The sequence below is a fragment of the Paenibacillus sp. NPDC093718 genome (genome assembly GCF_050279985.1).
GTDB lineage: Bacteria > Bacillota > Bacilli > Paenibacillales > Paenibacillaceae > Paenibacillus_AQ.
Genome location: NZ_JBNNUS010000003.1, coordinates 676,758 through 703,127, shown reverse-complemented (window position 1 = coordinate 703,127; position 26,370 = coordinate 676,758). Strand labels below are relative to the sequence as shown.

Annotated in this window: 24 protein-coding genes; 13 read left to right on the top strand and 11 right to left on the bottom strand. The window is 50.6% G+C overall.

Features of this window, described 5'->3' with window-relative positions; genetic code table 11:
- The first annotated feature begins 24 nt into the window (after positions 1–24).
- Positions 25–1,665 carry a methionine--tRNA ligase gene (gene metG, locus ACQKPA_RS12985; RefSeq protein WP_427492757.1) on the top strand — a complete coding sequence of 547 codons (1,641 nt, stop codon included), beginning with the start codon at positions 25–27 and terminating at the stop codon, positions 1,663–1,665.
- Positions 1,666–2,937: 1,272 nt separating this feature from the next.
- On the opposite strand, the gene ACQKPA_RS12980 is transcribed toward metG, so the two are convergent.
- On the bottom strand, positions 2,938–3,792 hold the full coding sequence (locus ACQKPA_RS12980) for an alpha/beta fold hydrolase (protein ID WP_427492755.1): 855 nt from the start codon (positions 3,790–3,792) through the stop codon (positions 2,938–2,940).
- A 357-nt stretch (positions 3,793–4,149) separates the two neighbouring features.
- Positions 4,150–5,268: an ATP-binding protein gene (locus tag ACQKPA_RS12975; protein WP_427492753.1), complete on the bottom strand. Its 1,119-nt coding sequence runs from the start codon at positions 5,266–5,268 to the stop codon at positions 4,150–4,152.
- Positions 5,269–5,432: 164 nt separating this feature from the next.
- On the opposite strand from ACQKPA_RS12975, the gene ACQKPA_RS12970 reads away from it, so the two are divergent.
- Positions 5,433–6,386, top strand: coding sequence for a GNAT family N-acetyltransferase (locus ACQKPA_RS12970; protein WP_427492751.1), 954 nt, complete (start codon positions 5,433–5,435; stop codon positions 6,384–6,386).
- Positions 6,387–6,574: 188 nt separating this feature from the next.
- Here the strand turns inward: ACQKPA_RS12970 and ACQKPA_RS12965 are convergent, their stop codons facing one another.
- Both ACQKPA_RS12965 and ACQKPA_RS12960 read right to left on the bottom strand, forming a co-directional pair.
- The gene (locus ACQKPA_RS12965; protein WP_427492750.1) at positions 6,575–7,633 is read right to left on the bottom strand and encodes a hypothetical protein; all 1,059 of its coding nucleotides are present in this window, start codon (positions 7,631–7,633) and stop codon (positions 6,575–6,577) included.
- 313 nt (positions 7,634–7,946) lie between these two features.
- On the bottom strand, positions 7,947–8,711 hold the full coding sequence (locus tag ACQKPA_RS12960) for a DeoR/GlpR family DNA-binding transcription regulator (RefSeq protein WP_427492807.1): 765 nt from the start codon (positions 8,709–8,711) through the stop codon (positions 7,947–7,949).
- A gap of 252 nt (positions 8,712–8,963) precedes the next feature.
- Between ACQKPA_RS12960 and ACQKPA_RS12955 the strand changes: the two genes are divergently transcribed.
- The 5 genes from ACQKPA_RS12955 to phnX all read left to right on the top strand — a co-directional run bounded on the left by ACQKPA_RS12955 (position 8,964) and on the right by phnX (position 14,515).
- On the top strand, positions 8,964–9,716 hold the full coding sequence (locus ACQKPA_RS12955) for an ABC transporter ATP-binding protein (RefSeq protein WP_427492748.1): 753 nt from the start codon (positions 8,964–8,966) through the stop codon (positions 9,714–9,716).
- Positions 9,709–11,325, top strand: a complete 1,617-nt coding sequence (locus ACQKPA_RS12950; RefSeq protein ID WP_427492746.1) for an ABC transporter permease subunit — start codon at positions 9,709–9,711, stop codon at positions 11,323–11,325. Before ACQKPA_RS12955 ends, ACQKPA_RS12950 begins: the two co-directional genes overlap by 8 nt.
- 261 nt (positions 11,326–11,586) lie before the next feature.
- Positions 11,587–12,582 (top strand): extracellular solute-binding protein, encoded by a 996-nt coding sequence (locus ACQKPA_RS12945; RefSeq protein WP_427492744.1) that lies wholly within the window; start codon positions 11,587–11,589, stop codon positions 12,580–12,582.
- Between the two features lie 23 nt (positions 12,583–12,605).
- Entirely contained in the window at positions 12,606–13,700 is a 1,095-nt protein-coding gene (gene phnW / locus ACQKPA_RS12940) for a 2-aminoethylphosphonate--pyruvate transaminase (protein ID WP_427492742.1), read from the top strand.
- On the top strand, positions 13,697–14,515 hold the full coding sequence (gene phnX, locus ACQKPA_RS12935) for a phosphonoacetaldehyde hydrolase (protein WP_427492740.1): 819 nt from the start codon (positions 13,697–13,699) through the stop codon (positions 14,513–14,515). Before phnW ends, phnX begins: the two co-directional genes overlap by 4 nt.
- Positions 14,516–14,944: 429 nt before the next feature.
- On the opposite strand, the gene ACQKPA_RS12930 is transcribed toward phnX, so the two are convergent.
- On the bottom strand, positions 14,945–15,598 hold the full coding sequence (locus ACQKPA_RS12930; RefSeq protein ID WP_427492738.1) for an alpha/beta fold hydrolase: 654 nt from the start codon (positions 15,596–15,598) through the stop codon (positions 14,945–14,947).
- Between the two features lie 173 nt (positions 15,599–15,771).
- Between ACQKPA_RS12930 and ACQKPA_RS12925 the strand changes: the two genes are divergently transcribed.
- Positions 15,772–16,245 carry an Lrp/AsnC family transcriptional regulator gene (locus ACQKPA_RS12925; RefSeq protein WP_427492736.1) on the top strand — a complete coding sequence of 158 codons (474 nt, stop codon included), beginning with the start codon at positions 15,772–15,774 and terminating at the stop codon, positions 16,243–16,245.
- A 152-nt stretch (positions 16,246–16,397) separates the two neighbouring features.
- Here the strand turns inward: ACQKPA_RS12925 and ACQKPA_RS12920 are convergent, their stop codons facing one another.
- The gene (locus ACQKPA_RS12920) at positions 16,398–17,345 is read right to left on the bottom strand and encodes an alpha/beta hydrolase (RefSeq protein WP_427492734.1); all 948 of its coding nucleotides are present in this window, start codon (positions 17,343–17,345) and stop codon (positions 16,398–16,400) included.
- Positions 17,346–17,559: 214 nt separating this feature from the next.
- Here ACQKPA_RS12920 and ACQKPA_RS12915 point away from each other — a divergent pair, with 214 nt between their 5' ends.
- A complete protein-coding gene (locus ACQKPA_RS12915) occupies positions 17,560–18,003 on the top strand; it encodes a DUF3888 domain-containing protein (protein ID WP_427492732.1) in 444 nt (147 codons plus the stop codon).
- A 138-nt stretch (positions 18,004–18,141) separates the two neighbouring features.
- Here the strand turns inward: ACQKPA_RS12915 and ACQKPA_RS12910 are convergent, their stop codons facing one another.
- Both ACQKPA_RS12910 and ACQKPA_RS12905 read right to left on the bottom strand, forming a co-directional pair.
- A complete protein-coding gene (locus tag ACQKPA_RS12910; protein WP_427492730.1) occupies positions 18,142–19,890 on the bottom strand; it encodes a M28 family peptidase in 1,749 nt (582 codons plus the stop codon).
- 167 nt (positions 19,891–20,057) lie between these two features.
- A complete protein-coding gene (locus tag ACQKPA_RS12905) occupies positions 20,058–20,819 on the bottom strand; it encodes a kanamycin nucleotidyltransferase C-terminal domain-containing protein (RefSeq protein WP_427492728.1) in 762 nt (253 codons plus the stop codon).
- A 192-nt stretch (positions 20,820–21,011) separates the two neighbouring features.
- Here ACQKPA_RS12905 and ACQKPA_RS12900 point away from each other — a divergent pair, with 192 nt between their 5' ends.
- Complete coding sequence (locus ACQKPA_RS12900; protein ID WP_427492726.1) at positions 21,012–21,725, top strand: SAM-dependent methyltransferase; 714 nt, start codon at positions 21,012–21,014, stop codon at positions 21,723–21,725.
- Between the two features lie 98 nt (positions 21,726–21,823).
- On the opposite strand, the gene ACQKPA_RS12895 is transcribed toward ACQKPA_RS12900, so the two are convergent.
- The gene (locus tag ACQKPA_RS12895) at positions 21,824–22,003 is read right to left on the bottom strand and encodes a GyrI-like domain-containing protein (protein ID WP_427492724.1); all 180 of its coding nucleotides are present in this window, start codon (positions 22,001–22,003) and stop codon (positions 21,824–21,826) included.
- A 191-nt stretch (positions 22,004–22,194) separates the two neighbouring features.
- Between ACQKPA_RS12895 and ACQKPA_RS12890 the strand changes: the two genes are divergently transcribed.
- Positions 22,195–22,791, top strand: a complete 597-nt coding sequence (locus ACQKPA_RS12890; protein ID WP_427492805.1) for a TetR family transcriptional regulator — start codon at positions 22,195–22,197, stop codon at positions 22,789–22,791.
- A 310-nt stretch (positions 22,792–23,101) separates the two neighbouring features.
- Positions 23,102–23,845, top strand: a complete 744-nt coding sequence (locus ACQKPA_RS12885) for an SDR family oxidoreductase (RefSeq protein ID WP_427492722.1) — start codon at positions 23,102–23,104, stop codon at positions 23,843–23,845.
- A 169-nt stretch (positions 23,846–24,014) separates the two neighbouring features.
- On the opposite strand, the gene ACQKPA_RS12880 is transcribed toward ACQKPA_RS12885, so the two are convergent.
- On the bottom strand, positions 24,015–24,593 hold the full coding sequence (locus ACQKPA_RS12880; protein ID WP_427492720.1) for a TIGR00730 family Rossman fold protein: 579 nt from the start codon (positions 24,591–24,593) through the stop codon (positions 24,015–24,017).
- A gap of 218 nt (positions 24,594–24,811) precedes the next feature.
- Here ACQKPA_RS12880 and ACQKPA_RS12875 point away from each other — a divergent pair, with 218 nt between their 5' ends.
- Positions 24,812–25,129, top strand: coding sequence for a MazG nucleotide pyrophosphohydrolase domain-containing protein (locus ACQKPA_RS12875; RefSeq protein WP_127596058.1), 318 nt, complete (start codon positions 24,812–24,814; stop codon positions 25,127–25,129).
- Between the two features lie 179 nt (positions 25,130–25,308).
- On the opposite strand, the gene ACQKPA_RS12870 is transcribed toward ACQKPA_RS12875, so the two are convergent.
- Complete coding sequence (locus tag ACQKPA_RS12870) at positions 25,309–26,286, bottom strand: electron transfer flavoprotein subunit alpha/FixB family protein (RefSeq protein WP_427492718.1); 978 nt, start codon at positions 26,284–26,286, stop codon at positions 25,309–25,311.
- Between the last annotated feature and the right edge of the window lie 84 nt (positions 26,287–26,370).

Sequence of the window (26,370 nt, the reverse complement as noted above, 5' to 3'; positions counted from 1 at the left end):
TCTAAAAAAGGGAGGAAGATTGACATGACGAACATTTTTATCGGCGGTGCCTGGCCTTACGCTAACGGGTCCTTACATCTGGGGAGACTTGCAAGCCTCTTGCCAGGCGACGTATTGGCACGTTATTTCCGAGCGAAAGGGGATCAAGTCCTGTACGTATCCGGTAGTGATTGTCATGGAACGCCTGTGGCGGTTCAAGCCATTCAGGAGGGCGTGGCTCCCGGGGATATTGCGGATTGGTACCATAGGGAGTTTGTGGATTGCTTCGAACGGCTGGGTTTCTCCTACGATTTGTACACGCGGACCGATCAGGCGTTTCATCATGCGGTGGTGCAGGAGTTGTTTCTGAAGCTGCTGGACAACGGACATCTGTACCGTAAAATCGTGCTGCAAACGTATTGCGAAACCGATCGACGGTTTCTGCCGGACCGCTATGTGGAAGGAGACTGCCCCGTATGCGGCAGCAGGGCCCGTGGCGATCAGTGCGACACCTGCTCCACGATACTTGATCCGTCTGATCTGACAAACAGGACCTGCAAAATTTGCGGAAACCCTCCGGTGGAGCGCCCTTCCGAGCATTTTTACGTAGCGCTGTCACATTTCCAGGCTGAGCTGGCGGATGATTTGAATAACGCCAGAGGCTGGCGGGATAATGCGGTGCAACTGACCCGCAGATATCTGGAGGAAGGCCTTCAGGACCGGGCGGCTACAAGGGATCTGACCTGGGGCGTGGATGTCCCCGTTCCGGGCTTTGAGGATAAGAAAATCTATGTCTGGATCGAAGCGGTAAGCGGCTATTTATCCGCCAGCAAGCAGTGGGCTGCGGAAACGGGAGGCGATTGGGAATCCTTTTGGCGTAAGGGGCAGGGCGAGGTGACGGCTTATTATGTTCATGGGAAGGATAATATCCCGTTTCATACGCTGATCTGGCCTGCCTTGCTGAAGGGTGCCGGGGATTTGCATTTGCCGGATCGCATTATATCTTGCGAATACATGACGCTGGAAGGGAAGAAGTTTTCGACCAGTCGGAATTGGGCCATATGGGTGCCGGACTTGTTAAGCCGTTACCAGCCGGACTCGATTCGTTATTTCCTCATAGCGAACGGCCCCGAGAAGCGGGATACGGATTTCTCCTGGAGGGAGTTCATTTACAGCCACAATGGCGAGCTGCTTGGCGCGTTTGGGAATTTGGTCAACCGTACTTTGGTGTTTGTGAATAAATCGTTTGAGGGGAAAGTGCCCGAGGGCTGCCTATCTGAAGAGTGGCAGATCAGGGTTGAGGCATTATACCGCGAGGCTGGGGCACTTATTGAGGGCGGGCGACTGAAGGAAGCGTTAGAACGGATTTTTAGCACAGTGCGCCTGGCGAACAAATATTTTGATGAACGGAAGCCGTGGATTCAGGTCAAGGAGGATCATGAAGCGTGCGCGACAACGCTGTACACCTGCGTTCAGATCATAGCCAATATGGCGAATCTGCTGCAGCCGTTTATTCCGTTCTCTTGCGATAGGATACGAAGTTTCCTCTCGCTGGAGAAGCCTGCGTGGGAGTGGTGCCACGTTCCGGCTGAAAGGTCGATTCATGGGGTGGAGCTTTTGTTTGAGCGAATTGATACCAGCCGGATTGAGGAGGAGACGCGCAGGCTGGGGGAGTTGTCCTACTAATGAAAGGGCTCTTCGTTTCTCAAACACCAAAAGGCGAGTCAGATGGAGTTGGGAGGGCGCAAGGAGCTATTGTCGTTATGATGCAAATCGTACGATACCCTGCGAGGTGAAATAGGAGCTGCATCAAGGGATCTAGTATCTGGTATCAAGGTATGGAGAGTTAAGGATAGCATTGAGGAATTAAGGGTATCAAGATACCGAGAGTGAGGGATTAAGTAATCTAGGTATCGAGAATCGAGAATTAAGGATCAAGGAGTCAAGGAATCGAGCACTGAGGATCGAGGGATCGGGAACCGAGAATTGAGGAATTAGGTGATTAATGTATCGAGAGCTGAGGATTGAGGAATCAAGAAATTAATGTATCGAAAGCTGGGGATCGAGGGATCAAGAAAATAATGTATCGAAAGCTGGGGATTGAGGAATCAAGTAATTAATGTATCGAGAGCTGAGAATTGAGGAATCAAGTAATTAGTGTATCGAGAGCTAAGGATTGAGGAATCCAAGTAATTAATGTATCGAGAGCTGAGGATTGAGGAATCCAAGTATCAAGGCACCGAGAGCGAGAATCGAGAATCAAGGAATTAAGGCATCAAGTAACCGAGAGTCGAAGTAAGGCATCAAGGGTCGAGGACTCAAAGAATCAAAACATCTAGTTTTTTTGATGGGTCTGGTTCGTGTTTTAAAGGACAGCTGTTCCGCTATTTCTGTGTTTTTAGCCATTTCGTAGTGGTTTGAGGACATAAGATCCGCTATTCGCAAATATTCCGGGATTAATCCGTGAATATGTTACATTAACGGATCCTGTGTCCGCAAGGGATCAAAAAATGATCGAATATCAGCCAATAGCGGATTCTGTGTCCGCATGATAAAAAAACAATCGAATATCAGCCAATAGCGGATCCTGTGTCCGCAAGGGATCAAAAAACGATCAAATATCAGCCAATAGCGGATCCTGTGTCCGCATGATCAAAAAACGATCGAATATCAGCCAATAGCGGATCTTACCCGCATGGACTCACAAACAGCCCGAGCTATTAGCCAATAGCGCCTCCTATGTCCGTCTGGGCCCAAAAAGATGCGGTTCTAGACGAGAAGAGCACCATTCGCATGCTTCCGCTGAAGCGGTGTGAACGAGAGTTTCAAGAGTTTACCGACTGAAACGCGCAAATAGACGTAAGAGGAGCCTACAGCAAGACGAAAAGAGGAGCCCCAAGCGGAATGCTGAGGGCTCCTCTTCATTACAGTTACGGCCATCCGCTGTATCTTTACGGGTTAGTTGTCCGTTTCATGAATCCAACCCGTCAATATGGCGTTAAACAGATCGGGCTCTTCAAACATCGGATTATGGCCACTTTTTTCAAAAATGACCTTCTTCACATGTTCCTGCGAGCCATCTACAGCATCCCAAAGCGATACGGGACTAACCAAAAAGTCGTACCGTCCAAGACCAATGAGGACGGGCTTGGCAACCTCTTTCAGCGAATCGATCAGATTGAGCCGCGCGAAGGCCTCTCCCCATAAATGATCAATTACGGGCATGCTGGTGAAGACTCCTTCCCACATCCAAGCCGCATCATAGGCATAGTCATAGAAGCTGTGCGCTCCCATTCGGATGCACATATGAGCAAACCGCCGTTCAGGCTCCCTCTGGATATCACCATCCAGCAGGGCGATATCCGCTTCAAACTGCCGTTTCCGCTCAGGACACGCCGTCTCATTGAAAAATGCAATGCTCTGCTGCTGCCGCTCCGGGCTGTTGGTCGGCGCTGTGTTCAGCAGGACTACCTTCCGGACGTGTTCCGGGTATTTTTTGGCATACTCCAGCGCCATGAAGGCGTGCCCCGAATGCCCCAATATAATAAAATCCTCCAGTTCCAGCGTTTGTCTTGCCGCTTCGATATCATCCAGAACCTTATCCAGTGTATAATCTTCCGGCTCCAGTGTCCGAGGGGGCTTAACAAAGCCTCGATGGTCCAGGAAAATCAGTTGAAATGAAGTGTAGAGTTGTTCCGAAAACAAGCGGGGGTAGTAAATACTGCTTCCCACCACCAAGATGGGCCTGCCGTTTCCACGAATGGAAACATTCATTGCAAATCCTTCGCTCATTACCGTACTCTGTATGTTCATGTTTATCGTCCTCGTTTCATTTTTTAAATTAAACGCACCATCCCCTTTCCTGTTCAGATTCCATTACATTCTCCATAGAACGTTCCAGCATCCTATTTCACCTCGATTAGCGTTCGTTCAAGCTCAGTATAGCACCAGACATGCGCTCGGTCGACAGCCATTCAAGCATGCCCCGGACCACACACCGTGCGTCTCTACACCCGGACTGGTATTCGTTCCAGGACCGTTGCTTCAGCCACGGTTTGCATAGGGAGCAGTACCCTCGATGTGGCATCTGAGCCGTATCGCTGCTGTAAAAAACGCTGCTGTAAAAAGCATGCTGCATAGGCTTCGAACTGCCTTTTTTCGTAGCTCCCTTTATTCAGCCGTATCGCGGATCGTCAGGGTGAGTCCAGGATAATCCGCGGCAATTGCGCTCTTACGTTCGATGATGCGGTTAAATTCAAAGGCAGAGCTGAATAATTCCGGCTCGGGCTTGAATGTCACGCTGGTGCCCGTCTCCTGCGTCGTGCCGACGATCAAAAGCCCGGTCTGCGGAATGCCATGCCTGTACTCCTGCCGGTATATGTTCCCGTCACGACGAATTTCCACGGTCAGATGCTTGGAGAGCGCATTGACTACGGCGATGCTGATGCCTTTCTCCGCACCGGGGACCAGAAAGTGTGCGCTGGCGTTCAACCGATGGACATCGGTTAGTATCGACTGTACGACAGGGACGTTGGAATTCGGCAGTGCTTGCACGGGAATGCCTCTCCCGTTATCGGTAACCGTCACGCTGCCATCCTCATGCAGGAATATGCCAATCTGATCGCCATACCCGCTCGTGTGTTCCAATATTGAATTTTCCACCACGGCCCAAAGCAGCTGATGAATATCGAAGCCGTGCGAGGTCCCGAAATACATCACTGCATTGTTACGGGTTTCGGTCATCTCCAGGTAATCGCTTGTATCGAGCAAATCGCCTGCAGCAGACAGCAGCAGCAGGAACGGCAGGCTTCGATGCTTGGGAAGAGCGTACCGGCCGCCCTGCTCCTGTACAAGGAGATCCGCGCCAAGCAGCGCCTTGAGATGGTGATACAGCTGGCCCGTCGTTCCCATATTCAACCGTTCTACCAGCTCGGAACCGGATAGAGGCTCTGTCATGACCGCCTTTAAAATATCCAGGCGCTGCTTGTTGCCCAGTGCTCCGAGGATTTTGGCCGCCTTCTCGGTATTCATGTCCAGCAATTGATCCATTCGCCGTTCCTGAGGCTCCCAGCGGATGCTTTGTCCGTTCAGGTGCACTTGCCCGGAATAGAAGACGGAGCCAGCTTCGGGGTTTGCTTCATTTATCGTAGGTGCTGATGCAATCTCTTGGCGGTGTTGATTTGATGCGGATGCTGGTTTTCGTTCCATAAGTGCTTGATAAACAAGCTGCTGCAGCTCCGACATTTGATTCTTTAAGGTATCCATCTCATGGGCCAGATCACGTGTCATCGGGAATCATCAACCTCACTTTATAGATATTATGTTATTACGTAATTATTATATTACGTAATTCTAATATTGTACACCATTTTAAGGAAATCATTGTCTGAAAGAAGGACTGGTTTATCTATAGTTGTTTTTTATCTATTTTTATCATTAGGGGTCGTCTTACAATGAACGCAAAGGTTGGTGACATTCATTTGGGTGAAAGAATCATTCGGAATTTTAGGCAGGGCGATATGCCTCTGCTGGGGGAGCTGTATCAGGCGGTATTCCCAGCGGATGCGCTGTTCTGGTGGGTAGGTGACCAGGAGAATTGGGGTAACGTGTTCTGTGCACTCGAAGAGGGGAAGATGGTGGCCAAGGGACAAGTCGGGATCTTTAACGTGATCCCGCCGGGATGTGCATCTAACTGCAAGCATCACATTTATGTGAATCTCAAGGCTGTACCGCAGCGGGAGCGGGATTATGATCTGTTAAGTGAAATGTATACAGTGCTCTATGAACGTGCGGTTGTGTTAAAGAGGACCTTGCCGGAGGCGTACGGGACGTTTTTGTGCGTGGGGAACTATGCCCATGAGATCGGCAATAACGCTTTTTTTACAGAGGAACTCGGATTTCAGCCGCTGGAGAAGCTGTATTCCATGAAGCGGTCGCTTAAGGAGCCTATTCCTGCCTTGGCGTTAGAAGATCGCTATCGGTACCGATTGTGGAAGATGGAATCTGCGGAAGAGGAAGTGGAGTATCTAAAGCTCGAAGCCGAGGTTTGGCCGGAAGCGCCGCTGGGGCTTGAACGATTACGTGAATATAAAGGGCATCCCAACTGGACTGCGATAAATGTCCTGGAAGGGGATACGATAATAGGCAGTACCATGGCATGGCTGGAAGAGGGGAATGTCGGCGTGATTGAAGATGTGTTTGTGAGAGAACCGTGGAGACAACGGGGAATCGCCAAATATCTGCTCTCCCGTACCATGTCTTATCTTGAGGCTCATGGATCCGCCACAGTAAAACTTCAAGTGAAGGCAGCCAACGAAACGGCATTGTCACTCTATCGGTCGGTAGGCTTTGCCAAAGACCAAGAGGAGCACCGATTTTATCTGCCTCTGCAGGAGAAAGGGTACTAGAAGATCGTTCGACGGCCATGCGTGCGTCAAGCATGTAGGACGGTCATCCAAGCATGTTGGTTGACAGCCATCGAAGCATCCCCCGTCCACGTACCGTACGCACAGGATGCCATACGCACGATGGGACAAAACAAAAACCACGCACGGATCAACCCTGGCGTGGTCTTTTTTATATGAAGTTAGGAGAGTTATGAGGTCGATTCCCGCCCACCTGTCACATTCGGATTGGCATCCAAAATGCTTTCCGTGACGCTCCACAGTTTCGGCAGGAAATGGAGAACCTCGTCTGCCCGCTGCAGCAGGTCATCGGTGGAGGTTATGCCGAGATCCGCAAGGATCGCATCAAAAGCAGGGGCGTACTGCTCTTGAAATTCAGGAGTCCCATCGACTTCCAATATGTTGTGGCAGCGAGCGAAGGTGGCCACCATCCAGAAGACGGCTTCTCGATGGCTTCCGTTTAGGATCAGCTCGCGGCTGCCGTCAATGGCAATCGGCCTGGCATCCGGCGTAATATCACTGCTGAAGAAGAAGGGGGTCTTCGCAATCGCAGCAGCGGCATCGAAGGTTCGGGCCAGACCATTAAGATGATGGAGCGCTTGTTCGGCACTCATGTCTTTACAGCCCAGCAGTCGTAACAGTTCCTCGTAGATTTCCTCTTGGTCATATTCCTTGAGCACATCGCGTACCGCCGCATAGCGGAGCCTGACCGTAGGGTTGCGAAGAGCGGCGACCAGGAGCAAATGGGTGGTTACGCCGGTAGGGAACAGCCAGGAGGTAACCTGGCGATGCCAAGGGGCAGATGGATCTATGGATCGGAGTCCGGTTATGATACGCTCGCGCACGTTCTCACAGCGGCGGTCGACCCATATCCGGTTGGCAAATTGACGTGAAACCTCCGTCTGCAGCTTGCGCAGCTGCCCAGTCGGATCGGACATCAGGGTATCTACACGGAAGCTGCCCGCAAGATGATAGGACGTTAATACCTGCTCGGGCGAGGCGAGGTCCCGCCAGGACAGATAGGTGGCTTCGATCAAAGCGTCCTGGTAGATAAACTTTCCGAGCTTTAGAGGGGGCTCCGCATCCTGGGTAACGATAACAACGTCAATGTCCGAGGACGGAGCCATCTCTGCCTCATCCGACTTTCCGACCGTGGAGCCGCTAAAATAAGCACCCATGAATCCAGGCTCCCTGCTGGCATGCTGCAAGACCCAGTCCGTTGCCGCCGCTCGTGCTGATCCAACGTTCATAACCTTTTTCCTCCTCTACCTGCATGGTGTCTCACATGATTAGAAAAAACATCCTGTTTCCCATTTCAGTATTCATTATATGGACTTCCCTTCTAATATACAACCGCTTACAAGAGGGCTTGAGCCTTCATGTAGACGGTAAAGACGGGATTAGTGAAGAAGAGAAAATGATACTGCTGCAAGAGATTCGAAAGGGCTTGGCACATATAAATTAAAAGTTAATACGGGTGTGTACCTGCGTGAAACCAAAACGGACATTCTCATCGCTAACAATTCAGCGATGGGGAACGTCCGTTTTTTTTGGTCTTTTATTCTATTCATCCGCAATGACTAGCGTTGTATTGGTTTTTTTGAACTTTGGAATGAAGCTTGCAGAGACGTTCGCATCCGTTACGATGGTATCGATTTTGTCGAGAGATGCGATGGAAATGGTGACGTCTTTGCCAAACTTGGTGCTGTCCGCCATGACAACCACCTCTTTGGACAGCTCAATCATTTTTTTGCGCGTAATGGCTTCTTCCAGATTGTAGTCGGAAATGCCTTTTTCGATGGTGATGCCGCTGCAGCAGATAAACGCCTTCAGCACATTCAGCTCATGAAAGTTGAAGATGTATTCATACGCGACGACGGATTGCTCCTCGCGCCGGATTTTGCCGCCGATCATAATCAGTTCCACATCGCTGTCCATCAGCTCAATTGCAACCGGCAGCGAATTGGTAACCACCGTCAGCTTCTTCTTATGCTTCACGTATTTGGCCATCTGATACGTAGTCGAGCCGCTGTCGATGTAGATGCAATCACCGTCATGGACGAATTCGCTGCATTTGCGGGCGATCCGGTCCTTCTCTTCCAGCTGGCTGACCATGCGCTCATCCATGGACGATTCGCCGAATCGGGACTCCACGAGCTTAACCCCGCCGTATATCTTCTCGATCCGCCCCTGCTTGGTCAGGGTGTTCAAATCCCGGCGCAAAGTATCCACCGAAACGTTCAGTTCTTCCGTTAGCTCCGTGATCTTCAGCACTTTTCGAATCGTAAGCAGCTCAAGTATTTTCTTTTGCCTCTCCAGTGGAAACATTCGCTCACCCATTCAATCCGCATTAGTAGTTGGTGCCTGCATTCATGTCTAGTTTACCGATTCGCTCGGCCATGTTCAATAGAATTACCTATATTATTCGTAAGTTAGGCATCTAATAAGGATGAATATGGTCAATAGTTGGTGTTAATTTATGAATGATATATGCATAATTTACTTACATTTAACAGTTCTCATGATTCTTATTTACATATGGTTTCTATACTGAGGATGTGTTTAAGGGAGGTGAGCCGTTTGCTGAAGCTAGAGCATATTAGCAAACAATTCGACGATAAAGTGGTTTTGGATGACATCAACGTAGAAATCGGTTCGGGCGAGATCGTGTCGCTGCTCGGTCCGAGCGGCAGCGGGAAGACCACATTACTGAATATTATTTTGGGACTCACCCGGATGGATCAGGGAAAAATCGTGTTCCAGGATCAAGATCTTACCAACGTGCCGATGAAGAAGCGGGGGTTTAATATCGTTTTTCAGGACTATGCCTTATTTCCCAATCTGAATGCCTACGACAATATCGTATACGGCCTGCGCAACAAGAAGGGGAGCGTGAGTCAGCAGGAGGTTCAGGAGTATATCGATTTCCTGGAGCTTCAGCCTCACTTGAACAAGCGGATCGGCGAATTGTCGGGGGGGCAGAAGCAGAGAGTGGCCCTGGCCAGAACGCTGGTCACGAAACCGAAAATCCTGCTGCTCGACGAGCCGCTCAGCGCGCTGGACGGCGTGATCAAGGAGTCGATCAAGCAGCGGATTCAATCGATTGCCAGAGAATTCAAATTGACCACGATCATTGTGACGCATGACCCGGAGGAGGCGCTGACGCTCTCGGACAAAATCCTGATTATCCATCAGGGACAGATTGCCCAATTCGGCACACCCCAGGAGATTGTCCATCATCCGAGCAATGATTTTGTGAAGCAGTTTATTATCAAGCAGCTGCACATCAAAAGGCAGAACATCTACAACCTGTTCGGTGAGCAGTATGCATAACGTGAAGCCGGAAATGCGGATTATCTTTACCGCCATTCTGTTATTGTTCGCCGTGTTTCTGTTCTTGCCGCTGCTCATCCTGCTAATCCGTTCCTTCGAATCCAATCAGGGGTTTACTCTCGGGCATTATGTATCCATAGGGTTGAATCGGGAATTCATCACAGCGATTGGCAACAGCGTGAAGATATCGGGCATCACGGCGGTGATCACAACCGTCCTGGGGTTTACACTCGCCTATTCCATTCATTGCACCAAAATATACCGGCCTGTTAAAGGCCTGCTGAAAACCGTCATCATCATCCCCATGCTGCTCCCGACCATTACATATGGGTTCGCCATTATGTATTCGTTCGGTAATCAGGGATTGATCACCCGGCTTGCCGGGCGCAATTTGTTTGAAATCTACGGATGGAACGGACTGCTCATAGGCTACGTCATTTACACGCTGCCTCCAGTATTCCTGCTGATCCATAACGCGTTTAAGTACATCGATAAAAAGTTCATCATCGTCTCCAAGTTAATGGGTGACGGTACGATGAGAAGTTTCCTGAATACGATTTTGCGCCCCCTCGCGGGAGCGCTTGGGGGAGCCTTTGTGCTTTCCTTTATCTTAAGCTTTACGGATTTTGGCATTCCGGCTTCGGTTGGCGGTACCTATCCGGTCGTGGCAACGCAGCTGTACCAGGTGATGCTGGGCTCCATTCCGGACTTCAACCAAGGCGCTGTCATTGCGGTGATGATGCTGATCCCCGCCGTGTTCGGCATCTGGCTGCTGAACTACCTGGAAAAATGGAATTTCCATTATGACAAGCTGTCGGATATCGTGCTGCCGCGGCAGCGCATTCGGGATATCGCCTTCGGCATAATGTCATCGGTCATTGTGCTTGGCATGCTATCGGTTTTTGCCGTGATGTTCATTGCGCCATGGCTGAGCAGCTACCCCTATGACCTGACGTTTACGCTTAAGCATGTACGGAATGTCTTTCAATCGAGCGATTTGACGGGGGTATACCGCAATTCGCTCTGGGTCGCCTTGCTGACGGCGCTGTTCGGCACCTTGATGGCATATGGATCAGCGCTGCTGAATGTGCGTACGTCGTTAAAAGCCCGGTCCACGGTGGATATGGTATCGATGATCACGAATACGGTGCCCGGCATGGTGCTGGGGATATCCTACCTGCTCTTCTTTAATGGAAGCAGCCTGAAGGGAACCTTCATCATTATCGTTCTGTGCAATATCGTTCATTTCTTTACGACGCCGTATCTGATGGCCAAGAACTCCCTGTCCAAAATGAATCCCTCATGGGAAACCACGGGAGAACTGCTCGGGGACAGCTGGTTCAAGACCGTTTACCGGGTGATCCTGCCAAACTCGGCTTCAACCGTCATTGAGATGTTCAGCTACTATTTCATCAACGCTATGGTGACGATCAGCGGCATTATCTTTCTTGTATCTGCCCAGACGTCGCTTGTAGCCAGCAAAATCAAAGAGCTGCAGCATTTCGCCAAGTTTAATGAGATCTTCGTGCTGTCGATGCTGATCTTCTTCACGAATCTGATCATCAAGCTGGTATGCGACGCATTGCAGAGGAGAACGGCGCAGCGCTAAAGCCGCCATTACGTTCAAGTCCGTTGCGATGCCGGATATGCGGCTGGTAAAAAACATACTCGAACACCGAGCGGAGAGAACGAATCGTATTGGAGAAGCGTATGCGTCCGCCTTTGTCTGTGGATTTCTACAGTGGATTCATTCCAATCAGAGAAATCCGAAGATAACAGCGATCGGAGGTACGATACGGGTATCGCAGCGGACATCAAGCACTGAACCTATTACTTAATACCAATACAAATTCAAGGAGTGGAGTTAATCATGATGAAGACGCTTAAGGGAATGCTGCTGTCATTAATCGCAATTAGTATGGTGTTTACTCTTGCTGCCTGCGGCAGCGGAAGCGCGGGGGAAGCCAAGAAGGTAGTCATCTATACTAACGGGGATGAAGAGGCCGTCGCCGCAATGGAAACATCGTTGAAGAATGCCGGTTACGAAGGACAGTATCTCGTGCAATCCATGGGTACATCCGAGCTTGGCGGGAAACTGATGGCTGAGGGGAACAAAATCGAGGCGGATCTCGTCACGATGAGCTCGTACTTTATCGAAAGCTCGCAGACCAAGCACTCCATGTTTAAGGATTTGGCTTTTGACGCGGGCGCTGTCGGAACTTATCCGAAATACTACACGCCGATTCTGGCGAATACCGGTGCCATCTTCGTGAATACGCAGGTGCTGAAAGACAAAGGGTTGCCGATGCCAACCTCCATCACGGACCTGACCAAACCGGAATTCAGCGGACTCGTATCGATTCCGAACATTATGGATTCCTCCACCGGTTGGCTGCTGGTTCAGGCGATTATTAACCAATACGGCGAAAATGCGGGACGCCAAGTGCTCCATGATCTGATTGCCAATGTGGGACCGCATCTGGAGAGCTCGGGCTCCGGTCCAATCAAAAAAGTGCAGGCTGGAGAAGTGGCTGCGGGCTTCGGACTCCGCCATCAGGCGGTAGCGGCCAAAGCTGACGGTGCACCGATTGATTACGTGGATCCGGTCGAAGGAAACTTCTCGCTGACCGAGTCGGTTGCGGTGGTGGACAAGAAGAATGCCACGACGGATTTAGCGATGAAAATGGCCGAGACCATCGTGAAGGATGCCAGAAAAGACCTGATCGTGAACTATCCGGTGGCCCTGTACGAAGGGGAGACCGTGGATGAAGTCAACAAACCTGCGTACTCGATGACCTTTGAGAAGCCGCTGACCGTCGAGCTGCTGGAAGAGCATCAGCAATTCTTCAACGGATCCAAAGAATAAGCCCAGCATAGGAGCGATGTGAAATGAATACCTACAAGCTTTTGACCCCAGGACCTTTGACGACAACCAAGACGGTGAAAGAGGAGATGCTCTTTGACCGCTGTACATGGGATGATGAATATAAATCGATTACGCAAAAAATCAGATCGCAGCTCCTGGCACTCGCCGGGGCGGATCAAGAGCGGTACACCGCCGTGCTGATGCAGGGAAGCGGCACGTTTGCCGTAGAAGCCGTCATGACGTCAACCATCTCTAAAGATGATAAAGTCCTGATCGTAACGAACGGCGCATATGGTGAGCGGATCGTGAAAATGGCAGAGTATATCGGACTGAATTATGTGGAGTACAGAGTGAATTACGACGAACATCCAAGCGAGGATGAGCTGCGAGCCATACTGGACAAGGATGTGAGCATTACGCATATCGCGATGGTACATTGCGAGACGACAACCGGGATTCTGAATCCGTTGGAGATGGTTTCGTCGTTGTCCAGAGAATACGGCAAGACCCTCATTATCGATGCGATGAGCAGTTTTGGCGGAATGGAAATCGATGTTCAGGGTCTTGGCATTGACTACCTGATCAGCAGCGCGAATAAATGCATTCAGGGCGTTCCGGGGTTTGGCTTCGTGATAGCCAAGCTGGAGAAGCTTGCAGCCTGTGAAGGAATTGCGCGCAGCCTGTCGCTCGACCTGCACGACCAATGGAAGGGCATGGACAAGGACGGCAAATGGCGTTATACCTCGCCGACCCACGTTGTGGCTGCCTTCTCCAAAGCGTTGGATGAGCTGAACGAAGAAGGCGGTGTATCGGCGAGATTCAGCCGTTACCGGAATAACAACCGTCTCTTGCGGGAGAGATTGGCGCAAATCGGCATCCAGGCTTATATTGCCGATGACAAGCAATCCCCGATCATCACCACGTTCCTATTCCCGAGTGAAGGATTTAGCTTCGAGCACTTTTACGCTTATATTAAAGAAAGAGGCTATGTGATTTACCCGGGCAAGCTGACCGACGTGGATACCTTCCGCATTGGAAATATCGGAGAAATCTATGAGCAGGATATCGAACAGTTATGTCATATTATCGAAGAATATATGGGGGTGACGGCACAATGAGCCGAATCGAAGGCGTTATATTGGACTGGGCCGGAACGGCTGTGGATTTTGGATGCTTTGCACCGGTGAATGTGTTTGTCGATATTTTTAAGAATGCGGGCATTGAAGTGACGATGGATGAAGCGAGAGCGCCGATGGGGATGCTGAAGATCGATCATATTCGTGCCATGCTGTCCATGCCGAGAGTGTCGGCGCTATGGGAAGCGACGTACGGAAGAGCTTTCGATGAGCAGGATGTGGAGCGGCTGTACGCCGAATTCGAGCCGGCCTTGATGGCTTCCTTATCCGAGTACACCGATCCGATCCCGGGTGTCATCGAGACGGTTGAAGTTTTGAAGAGTCAAGGCTTGAAGATCGGTTCCACAACAGGATATACGAGCAGTATGATGGAAGTCGTGGTCGCCAATGCCCGGCAAAAGGGCTACAGCCCGGATGTCTATTTCACGCCGGATGACACGAATTCCCAAGGAAGACCTTATCCTTACATGATTTATCGGAATATGGAGTCTCTCCGGTTATCGGCATCCTGGAAAGTCGTTAAGGTGGGGGATACCGTCTCGGACGTGAAGGAAGGCGTGAACGCAGGCGTATGGTCGGTTGGCGTTGCTATCGGCAGCTCCGAAATGGGCCTGAGCTTGGAAGAGTTCCATGCCCTGTCGGAGTCGGACCGGGAGGCCGCGATCTCGAAAACCGAAGAGACGTTTATTCGTAACGGGGCGGACTTTACGATTCGGACGATGAACGAGCTGCCGGAATTAATCGAGAGAATTAACGGTATGCTGGCTGAGGGGAAAAGACCGGGGCTTCAGCGCTAGGAAACCATTGAGGCCTATCGATATGTCGGTAAAGGATTGCGGGAACATATAACCCGAGCGCGCTGAAGGAAAGGGAACGGTGCTATAGGTTACCCCTCACCTCGCTAAAAAAGAGCAGTCCACATGGACTGCTCAGACTGTCGGGAAAGAAAGAACTCAACAGCCACCTTGTATGTGTTTGAAACGAAACGAATAGTGAATCGCCCCAGAAATGATAGAAGAACCAAGTATACGATCCCATACTTGGTTCTTTATGATATCAACGTATACCCACCTCGTAATTCACTTTATTATTCCGACTGAAAAAACTCCAACACAGTACTCAGGAATTCGGATTGATACCCCACATTCGTTAAGTGGAACAAGACGAACGTGGAATTCGGCACCGTTTTAGCGATCAATTCACCGTGGCTCGGAAGCGTCACGGTATCATACTGCCCGTCTAATGACGAGTGTTGGGCTGCTGATCAGGGAAGCCGTAAGGCGCATATCCATATCACGGATAGCAGCCCAGCTTCCTGCGATTCCATGTGGGCGTGTCGTCAGCACCATCTCCCGAAAAGAAGTAACAATCGCGTTTTCTGACTCCACCATATGTGTTGGGAACCAGTTTTTAATGAATGTATCGGCGAACTCTGGAAAGTTTTCAGGTTGCAGCGCAGATGTGATTAAACCTTGCCATTGCTCAGCCGGTCCCAGATAAGAGGACGTATTGCTTAGGACGAGCCGGTCGATCCGCTCTGGAGCGTGGATCGCAAGCCATTGTGCGACCGCACCGCCTAACGATAGCCCAAGGAAATGCACGCGGTCAATGTGAAGCGAGTCAAGCAGTTCAATGACATCCCGTCCCAGTCGGTCGAACGAATAGGGAACCTCAGGTGTATCCGATTCGCCATGTCCCCGATAGTCGTAGCGAAGCACGAGGAAATGCTCAGAAAGATCAGCTATTTGGCCGTCCCACATGTGCATTGTGGTTGCAATTGAGTTCGCCAGCATAAGTACCGGTTTACCGGCTGGACCATCAATTCGATAAGCAATTCTAACTCCATCAATGGTCGTGAAAAAGTGTAACCCATTTATCATTGTGCTCTCATGTAATTTCGTAGTCATATTCTCCATCTCCCTTGTCGGTTCATAATGAAATTATATTTGAATTATTTTACAATCGAAATGGAGTTATAAAGGAGTTTGGGGTCAAAAAACTTAATAATTACGTTGCTTACGCCATTAACTTTAAAAAATGAGGTGCATGGATTATGGATCACATAGACAATAAAATCTTATCAATCCTTCATGGAAATGCTCGAATTACGATCTCCGAGATGAGCCGATTAATCGTGATGTCCCAGCCAGCCGTGACAGAACGGCTTCGGAAGCTGGAGGAGCAGGGAGTTATAACGGGGTATCGTGCAGTGCTTGCCCCATCGAAGCTCGGCAAGTATACCACTGCGTTCGTACTGTTTAAATCGAATAACTGCAGGGAGTTCGAGGCATACGCAGAGTCGGCTTCGGAGATCGTCGATTTCTACAGGACGAGTGGAGAGTACAATTATTTATTGAAGGTCGTCACCGCAACGAGTGAAAGCTTGGAAACCTTCCTTGAAACGTGCAACACGTTTGGCCATTCATCGACGCTTGTCGTTCTGTCCACACGATTCGAGGATAAAAGTCTGGTCTCAAGCCAGGATGCATCGAACACCATTCCACGCATTAATCCGCCGGGTATTTGAGCTGCATCGTTGGAGCAGCAAGATCTCTAGAAATAGAGCAAGAATTACCAAGTAAATGATAATTCCTGCACTGCTTGTACACTATCACCTAACACAATTCCGCTAAGAAAGAGCAGTCCGCATGGACTGCTCTTTTTACCCTTCTTTCAATCTTATTGCACATACGCACCTATAAACTCCGTCACTTCGCGGTCATACCCCTCGGGATCGAACTGGCGCGCCATGCCGTGACCTGCTTCGGGGACGATGAACAGCTTCTTGTGTTCCGGACCATTCTCGTACAGCTCATACACCATCTCGGTGGGTACGAACAAATCGCCGCCGCCATGAATGAACAGCGTTGGTGTTGTGGATTTCTTGACCTGCTCCAGTGCGGATGCTTCGCCGAAGGAGTATCCGGCGCGAATCTTGGTCAACAGGCTCGTGGATTGAACCAGCGGGAAGGGCGGCAGCTTATACATGCGCTTCAGCTGATAGGTCAGCTCATCCGTGACCGAGGTATACCCGCAGTCCTCCACAATGGCTTTCACCTGGGGAGGAAGCTCTTCGCCGCTGGTCATCATGACCGTCGCACCGCCCATGGATACGCCATGAAGGACAACTTGCGTGCTTTCACCCGTATGCTCGATGACTTGATCGATCCATTTCAGATAATCCTTGCGCTCCGGCCAGCCGAAGCCGATGTAATCGCCTTCGCTTCGTCCATGACCTCGCGCGTCGGGTAGAAGCACGTTGTAACCCAGGTCCTCATGGTACATTTGGGCGAATCCGCTCATCTGCTCCGAATGACCGGAGTAGCCGTGGGCAATGATGACGGTTCTATCCGTTGATACCTTGGCAGGTAAATAATAGGCATGCAGCTTCAGACTGTCATCTGAGGTAAGATTCCATTCCTCGAAGCTCTGCTGGGCCCACCAATCCTTGCTGTCCGCAAAGGGATTGTCGATATTCGAGTTGGCTTCCAGGTCCGGGTTGCCGTTCAGAAAGACCTTGTCGGCGCGGGCAATAGCGACATTATAGAAGTAGAAGCTTGCTGCGACAATAATGAGAACTAGAAATGCGATGATAGCTGCTGACATGATTTTAATCCTTTTTTTCATGTTGATGGTTATCCTCCCTGTATCCGTAGAGCATGATGAATGAACGTGATAAGGAAAGGTATGCCGATACGATATCGTTTCTTCCACCTATCATATCGCACGTTCCCTGATTAATCTATATCGCGGAGCACGTTCGTTTCGCGGGTGTTACATCAATCCTATCGGTTGGGGTAGCCTAAAGATAAAGAGCTGTAGCAGGAGGCGAAGGAGAAATATGAACAAACCTTTCATCAGCCTAATTCTTGCCGTCGTTATGGTTATGGGTTCACCGCTGCCGTCCCATGCCGAGGGGACCTATTCCTCACCGAAGAAAGATAGTGCGGAGCTGCAATATCAGGATATGCTGATGCTATTTCTGCTTCCTCATGTCGATGAGGCGGTTCGCGGGCATTATATCCATACGTTGAAGGAGCAGCCGCTGGTCTATCCATACTTTGTGGATGTGACCGGAGTGAAGCGGGTGAACGGATTCCGCGGTTTTCATTTCATTATTACGCTTGAGGCCAGCCCAACGGTCGGTCCCCATATTTCGGTTGGAAAGGATCGGCTTGTGTTTGAAGTGGCTCCGACGATTCCCGGCGGTATGGTCAAGCTGGTGGAATACAAACATCTGGAGACGTATGAGCTACCCTCGCATTGGCAAGATATCGTGAAGTAACGACGGCGAAACCGATCCAATGTCCAAAAAACAAGCAAACGCGGTTCGCGCGTTTGCTTGTTTGGCATGGAGATCATGGTGCGTTTATCGGGTCCCACACCCTCAATCATTGAAGCACAGGTAGGGTACCTGCAATGCTTACCAGCTCTCGTAAACCGGCCGATCCGGCCCGGGTTCGGCCTGGATCCAGCCGATGGCGAGCAGAACGATGATGGCGATGAAGGCAGCCGGCAGTACCCATTTCCAGGCATATGCGAGCATTCGTATAGCTGGGGACATTAGGGCAAGAATCAGCCCGATCAGTACCACGCTGAATAGGTGAATCCCTGGCGGCAGCATGAGGAACACAATATGAAAGACCGAAGTGAACATCAGAACAGGGATCAGGGATGTTCCCAGTACGACAGCCGGATGGTTTAAGGATTCGATCGGGTCCCGGGTAAATGCCGCCCATGCCAGTGCCGCGTAATGGACCAGCAGCGGAATCGCAAATAAATAGCTTGCACCCGGCAGGAACCAGGTTGAGCCGATAAGCAGCAGCAGGAACAGGAACCCGCCCGCCAGCAGCATCTCCATTTCATTGGCTTTCCGCACGATCCAGCGGGTGAGCGCAACATGAACGATGAAGGTTACCAGGATGAAGCTGACGCTGTACAGAAGCGAATCATAAGTTGCGCCTGTGGGCTGCGTCATTTTGCCGGCCCATAACGTATCAACCAGCGACCACAGGCCAAAGCTTAGCGCTGCCGAGAGCACGATGGCTGCAATCGGGGTTATCAGGCCGAGCAAACTTCCCTTGAGGGAGAGTCTGGAGATGCGGGCAAATAGTATTGCGAAACCCAGCCATATCGCCGTGAACACCAGGGTGATCGGGATCGCCCATTTTACAGGGTAATGAACCAGCAGACCAAATAGATTGAAATAAATACGGTCGCTTGTTGAAGTTAGGTCAGTCAAGTCGAGATTGCCAAAATGTTTTGCAACGGCGAGCGCGTTCTCGCCTTGGTGCTGCATCGTCTCCAGGGAGACGTTCTCCGTGTTATCCATCGGGGTATGATAGGCCACCCACCCTTCGCCATAGGCAAAGTTCAGTCCCGGGAGACCATGCTCAAGCGCCACCGTCAGATCGGTATCGTTCGGCAGTTGTTTGTAGAGGTCCACCAACAGCGAGTTGCTGACAGGATTGGATACGGCCCGGGCGTATTCTTCAATGATCCGACTGTTGCTGTCGCTGGTCTGAAACATGAAGGACGAACCCTTTGAACCCCGGGCTTCAAAATTCGCGATCATGCCAATCTCACGATGTGCCGGGTCCTGAAAGAACACCTCAGCACCAAGCAGACCTCTCTCCTCCCCGTCTGTCAGGAGAATCCATATGTCATTCTGCGGCGCAGGTCCGGCTTGGATCGCTCTTGCCGTCTCCAGCAAAGAAGCTACGCTTACCGAAGCATCATTGGCCCCGGGTCCGGTAGGGACCGAGTCATAATGGGACATAAGCAGGAGCGGTTTGCCCGATCCGGTGCCCTTAATGACGCCCAGAATGTTCGTAAGCTGAATGTCGGCGTCGATGTACTTGGTTGTCAAGCGGCCATTAAATTCTTGAACGTCCGGGTTCAAGCCGAGCTGCTTCATCTGTTCCACCAAGTAAGCTCTGACTTCCGCATTGGCAGGCGAACCCATCGGATGGGGCTCTTGTGCGATGCGCTCGACATGCGCCATCGCGCGTTCGGCAGAGAACTCGGTTGCGGGCGCATCGATATTTCTGGCTTCCGGCGGCTTTTCGAACCACAGCATGAGGGAGATAACGAGTATGACGGTGAGGATGGTTGTAAGCGGCAGCCAATAAGGAGGTCTGTAATCCGGCGGTCTACTCAATTGAATTTGCATGATAAGTACTCACTTCCTTTTATGATCATTCAGGGGTTTCGTAAAGCGATCTTTCATCTTATGTAAGAAATCGGCTCTTACACAGCGTAGTTCCAGAATATGACATGTGTCAATATAAGATTGAGAATGATCAGCATTCCATGCATAACACAAAGCAAGAGCCTCCATCAGAATGGAAGCTCTTTTGATTTATATTCAATATTCATTTTTTCATACCACGCGTTCAGACCGGTCCAGAGCTGTTCGCAAAGCTCATACACATGATCGATCTGGAGAAGCTGACCCCGCATCACCAATTGTGCCAGCTCATCGTATCCCGAAGGCCTGGATTTCAGGGACAGCGATTCCTCCAATGTCTTGGCTCTTGTATTGTAAAACGTTCGGTTGGCAAGTCCAATCAGCTTGGCCGTCTGCCAGGTCAGGTCCTTGGCTCCAAGCGGGAGGTAGCCTAGGTTGCCGGATTGGACGTTGTTTCGTATTTTACCCATCGTTTCGTAGGGTTCCCAGATCATGAATTCCCGCATCGTTTCTTTGATGGATTCGTCCGAAACCTGGAGGGGCAGCTTCCGAATCTCAGCGAGCAGGTTCGCCGGATCGTAGATTTCCTGTAGATGGACATAAGCGCCCGCTGTAATCGCCCATGAGTCGTCCACAGACGCTGCTGCCTTGAAGATGTCCCGTTTTTGTTCCATGCCGATTTCAATTTTGAAAGGGGGGTATATGAATTCGTGCCCGGGCAGGGAGACTCCGTCCCGTGTAACAACCCGAAGCTCAATGTCCGAGTAAGGACCATCAATCCCTTGCGCAATCGAACCGTACAGGCCAATGGCCAGAATGTCATCGCCGTGCAATTGAAGCAGCCGGTCTTTGATTTGGTGAATGATGTTCATTTTCTCTTCTCTAGTCGTAGCAGCAGGATAAGGCAGCATAAGGAAATCCCCCCCCCGAAGAAAGTTAGTTATCTATATTATAGTATAAATAGAACGGTTGAAGGCGGCGTGGAGTTTGGGATTCTGTGAATAATATAATCCATCATTTCATCTTATGGTAATATATTGTTGCGGATGTGGGGAAGTAACCGTCGCACCCGTAACCACAATAAATAGCTGAGGTGAGTAGAGATGAGTAGAGCTGAGCAGAGTCAAGGCAAGACCAAACAGGAATTGGACCGGGTTGTATTCATTGGCCGCACGTTTGACGAGTACACGCAAATGTTTGATTTGGAAATGTCGGAGCTTGCCGGCAAATGGGTATTGGACTGCCCTTCCGGTGCGTGTTCGTTCACCGCTCACGGTTCGAAGCATGGAATCGATATAACAGCCAGTGATATTGCGTATGATCATAAGCTGGACGACCTGGAGACCAAGGGACTGCAGGATATCCGGCACGCGATGGAAACGATGGAGCAAGCGAAGAGCAATTATGTCTGGGACTATTATGGAGATGTGGAGGGGCTTCGTCGGCATCGCGAGCAAGCGCTCCGTGACTGCGTTCAGGATATGAGGGAGTTTCCGGAACGCTATGTCGCTGCGGTACTGCCGGAGCTGCCTTTTGAAAACGAACAGTTTCACCTGGTACTGTCCGCCCATTTTCTGTTTATGTACAGTGACCGATTGGATTATGACTTTCATGTCCAGACAATTCGGGAGCTGCTGCGGGTTGCCTCGGAAGAGGTGCGCATCTTCCCGTTGACCGATTTATCGGGGAGCCGCTACGCTCATTTGGAGCGCATGATTCATGAGCTGGAGGCAGAAGGCTTTCGGGTGGCGGAAGTTAAAGTGCCTTATGAGTTTATGAAGAACGGCAATTCGCTGCTAAGCATTCGTAAGATATAGAATGAGCGTAAAATACGGGAGGGGGCCGGCAATGCCGGCCCCCTCTTTTTGCCCGGATGTCCTTTTCAGAGAGGACGCGCTTTACTCCTCTGTCTGTTCTAATTCTTCTGTCTAACAGGTGCACGGAGAATGGTTTTCATGGAGGAGGAGGCGGCTTTTCGTGGATCGGATAAATAAATCTCATGATGCAGCCCGTCCTGGTCGTAGTGATGCTGTTTCATGTAGGCATACATTTTCGCCAGCGTATCCGGCTCTGTGCCGTAGGGGCCGATATGCATGGTATCCGGATCAATGAAGCTATTATAACCATCCCATGAGGGGGTGTGATCAAGGGATGAAGCGGGGATTTCAATTATAACAAATAACAAAAGTTCAATATTGATATTGAATGATGGTTTGTTATAATGTGTTCAACAGAGAGGGGGCGTGAAGATGGGCATTTGGACTATAATGGAAGGTCCCAGTGCTCATCGAACCTATGTCACATGATCAGCCATTAACGAAAGAAGCCATATTGGACGCTGCCGAACAGACGCTTCGGCGCTATGGCCCTGACAAGACCTCGGTTGTCGATGTTGCCAAGGCGCTTCAGGTCAGCCATGGATCACTATACCGGCATTTTCCCAGCAAGGCCGCTCTGAGGGAAGCCGTAACGGAACGATGGCTGCAGCGGATTGCGGATCCGTTACAGAAGATTGCAGACGGAACGGAAGGCAGCGCCGCCGATCGCTTGCGGTTATGGACGGATACCCTCATCCGGGCCAAACGGGCTTATGTCCTCGAGGATCCCGAGATGTTTGCCATGTATACAACCGTGACGCTGGAAGCCGTCAAGGTGATTGATACGCATGTAAAGCTGTTAATTGGACAGATTACCCAGATCATCGCTCAAGGGATGCATGCCGGTGAATTTAAGCCGGGCCAGTCGGAGTCGGTGGCAAAAGCCTTTTTCATGGCAACGTCCCTGTTTCACCATCCGGCGCATGCCTCTCAGTGGACCTCGAAGGAGATTGAAGCCGATTTTGAGTCGGTTTGGTCGCTATTGCTGTCCGGAATCACGAAATAGTAAACGGGCGAGAATAATAGTAAACGGGAACAATGCAGTGCTCGAGGCCGCCGTTATGCAATAAGGCATAGCACTTCGGGAGTTAGCACGGTGAGATCACGCCTACGTTAAAAAGATGCTATTCTTGGCGATACTCGCATGGGGTAGCGTCTTTTTTATGCTTGTTCAATTACAAATGACAAAAATATAAAATTGTCACTTGTAATTTGTTATAGACAGACATATAATCAAATTACAAAAAAACGTGCAGATCAGAGGATCCACCTGATGAGATATCCGTGCACCTAATTCCTATGCGGGAGGTTGTATCATGACAAAGAGTTTATCGGGCAAGGTAGCTATCGTAACGGGAGCATCAAGAGGCATCGGGCGTGAAATGGCGGAGAGGCTTGCGGAGAACGGGGCTAAGGTGGTTGTAAACTATGCGAGCAGCCCGGCTAAAGCCGAGGAAGTGGTAAGCGCCATTAAGCAGGGCGGCGGCGAAGCTCGGGCCATTCAAGCCGATATAAGTCAGGTAGCAGCTATTGAACGACTGTTTAGTGAAACGATCGAGGCTTATGGCGGAATCGATATCCTCGTGAACAATGCCGGCATCATGGCCACCAAGCCGATTGCGGCCATGACAGAGGAAGATTTCGATCAGCAGTTTGCGATTAACGTGAAGGGGACTTATTTCGCGATCCAGCAGGCTTTTCACCATATGAATTCGGGCGGCCGCATCATCAATTTCTCGACCTCGGTAGCTGGACAGATGTTTCCGACATACAGCGTATATGCAGGCACGAAGGGCGCTGTGGAGCAATTTACGCGTCAGTTAGCCAAAGAATTCGGGCCTAAAGGAATTACAATTAACGCGGTGGCGCCGGGGCCGATTAATACGGAACTCTTTACCGTAGGCAAATCGGAGGAACAGATTGCGGGGATCGTGAGCATGAACTCCTTCGGACGCCTAGGCGAACCGGATGATATTGCAGGGGTCGTGCTGTTCCTGGTAAGTGAAGAGTCGAAATGGATCACGGGCCAAACGCTCCGCGTGAACGGCGGGTTTGTGTAATATCACGACCATCGCTATTGCAAGATAAAAAGGCACCGGGAGTCCGGTGCCTTTCCTTGCGAATACGGTAGATCCGTGGTAGAGAGTCATAAATACGCATCATCCTACTTGTGCGTATAAGATTTCCCCTAAATGTGGGGGAATGGTCGCTATTCTCCACAAACGCCCTTTAATCCAAGTCCTTCCACTTCAAGTCCAGCGTCGGAGGCGTGTAGCTATCCATGAGCTCAAGCAGCTTGAGCGGGTCATCGGAGATGTTGATCAGGTTTAAGTGGGAGGCATTGGAGAAACCTTCCGTGATACTGTACTGAATCAGCTTCATGAACGGTTCATAATACTCCCGGACATTCAGCAGCCCGATCGGCTTCTGATGGATTCCGATTTGCGACCAGCACAATACTTCGAACAACTCTTCAAAGGTTCCAAAACCCCCCGGGATGGCGATAAAACCGTCGGACAGTTTCGCCATCGTCGCTTTGCGCTCATGCATATCCGCTACTTCAATGAGCTGGGTCAGCTCGGTATGTACAATCTCGCCTTTAAACAGTCCCCTCGGCATCACACCGATAACTTCACCGCCATGCTGCAAAACGGCGTTAGCTACTTCACCCATCAATCCGATTTTGGAGCCGCCGTATACGAGCTTGTATTGGTTGTGGGCAATATGTCTGCCGAGCTCGGCAGCGTTCGCTTTATAGTCTGGGTGTTCCCCCATGTTCGATCCTGCAAATACGCATATAGATTTCAATTCGCACACTCCTTGACAAGATGTTGATATTTCATTTGTGCAATTATACTATATATAGTGATTTATGTCATGGCATCGATGGACTATATTGTTAATGATCATCAGATGGCACCCTCTTATCTTATGGCATACATGTTAGCATTATCATGAGTTTGTTCTTGAATTATGTAAAAAGTAAAGGTTAAGTCATCCTAGGGAATCGCGGAGGTAGCACAAGCATGGATATGAATGAAGCGCAGCAATGGATCAAACAATTTTACGGGGAGCGGGGCTGGACCCAGTACGGTCCCTTTATTCGCGTTGGGTTTTTGATGGAGGAGACAGGGGAAACGGCGCGTGCCGTCCGCGCTTATGAGATCGGCAGGGACCGCCCCGACGAGGAGGTTCAATCCAGGGAACAGCTCAAGCAGGATTTGGTGGAGGAGATCGGCGACGTGCTCGGCAATATTTCGCTATTGGCGGATCTCTATGGCATTTCGCTGGAAGAAGCATTTACGGCCCATCAGCAGAAGCTGCTGAAGCGGTTTGGTTCTTAAAGGCGATACGCTAGGCCCTGTTTTGCATCCCATCAACGAGGCTGTCCCCAGGAATGATTCATAGTCGAAGGGGCATCGCTGTGGCAAAACTTACGAAGAAAAAGGCTGCCCCAGGTCCCTTGGACCTTTTGGAGCAGCCTTTTTTGACGTGTTATCGTGGGATAAACCGTTAAGAAGTCTTACGATACCAGGACCTTGCGGAATTCCTCCGTCAGCAGCGGGACGATATCGAACAGATCGCCAACGATGCCGTAATCGGCTACCTTGAAGATCGGTGCCTCAGGGTCTTTGTTAATCGCGATAATGACCCGCGATTGGCTCATGCCGGCCAGATGCTGGATAGCGCCGCTAATGCCGCAGGCAATATAGATCTCGGGCGTGACCACTTTGCCTGTCTGTCCGATCTGGAGCGCGTAATCGCAGTAGCCGGCATCACAGGCTCCGCGCGATGCGCCGACGGCCCCGCCGAGCAGATCCGCCAGCTCCTCCAGCGGCTGGAAGCCTTCTGCACTCTTCACGCCGCGACCGCCGGAAATGACGATTTTGGCCTCCGAAAGGTCGATTTTTCCCGTGGTTTTGCGGACGACGTCCTTTACCACGGAGCGGAGGGAAGGAGCCGGGTAAGCGATGTCTTCGATACTGGCGCTCGCGCCTTCGATGGCTTCGGCGGCGGGAATATTGTTCGGGCGCACCGTGACCACCCACGGTCCGTTCTGGAAGACGCGCTTCTCAAAGGCTTTACCCGCATAGAGCGGACGAGTGAACACCGCTTCTCCACCTTCCGTCTCGATCGCAGTTACGTCGGAAATTTGCCCGGCATTCAGGGAAGCGGCGACGAGCGGTGCTAAATCACGGCCGATGGCCGTATGTCCGAATAGGACGGCATCTGGCTGCGCTTGACCGATAACCGCTTCAATGGCCGCCATATAAGCTTCGGGATTATAGCTCCCCAGATCATCATGCTCAATCGTATAGATCGTATCGGCACCGTAGGTGTTCAGGGCCGATACGGCCTCGGTAATATTCGAGCCTGCGACCAGAATGCGGATGCTGTCACCGTCACCAGCAATCAAACGAGCCGCGCCAAGCGTCTCGAGGGCAACCTGGCGCAGCTTCCCATCCCGGTTCTCGGCATACACTAATATCGTTTTGCTCATATCATAACCTCCTAGAATCCATTTGAGATTGAAGAGAAGAGAGTTTGACGATTGAACCAGCCTGAGCAACCTAAGCGAATTCAG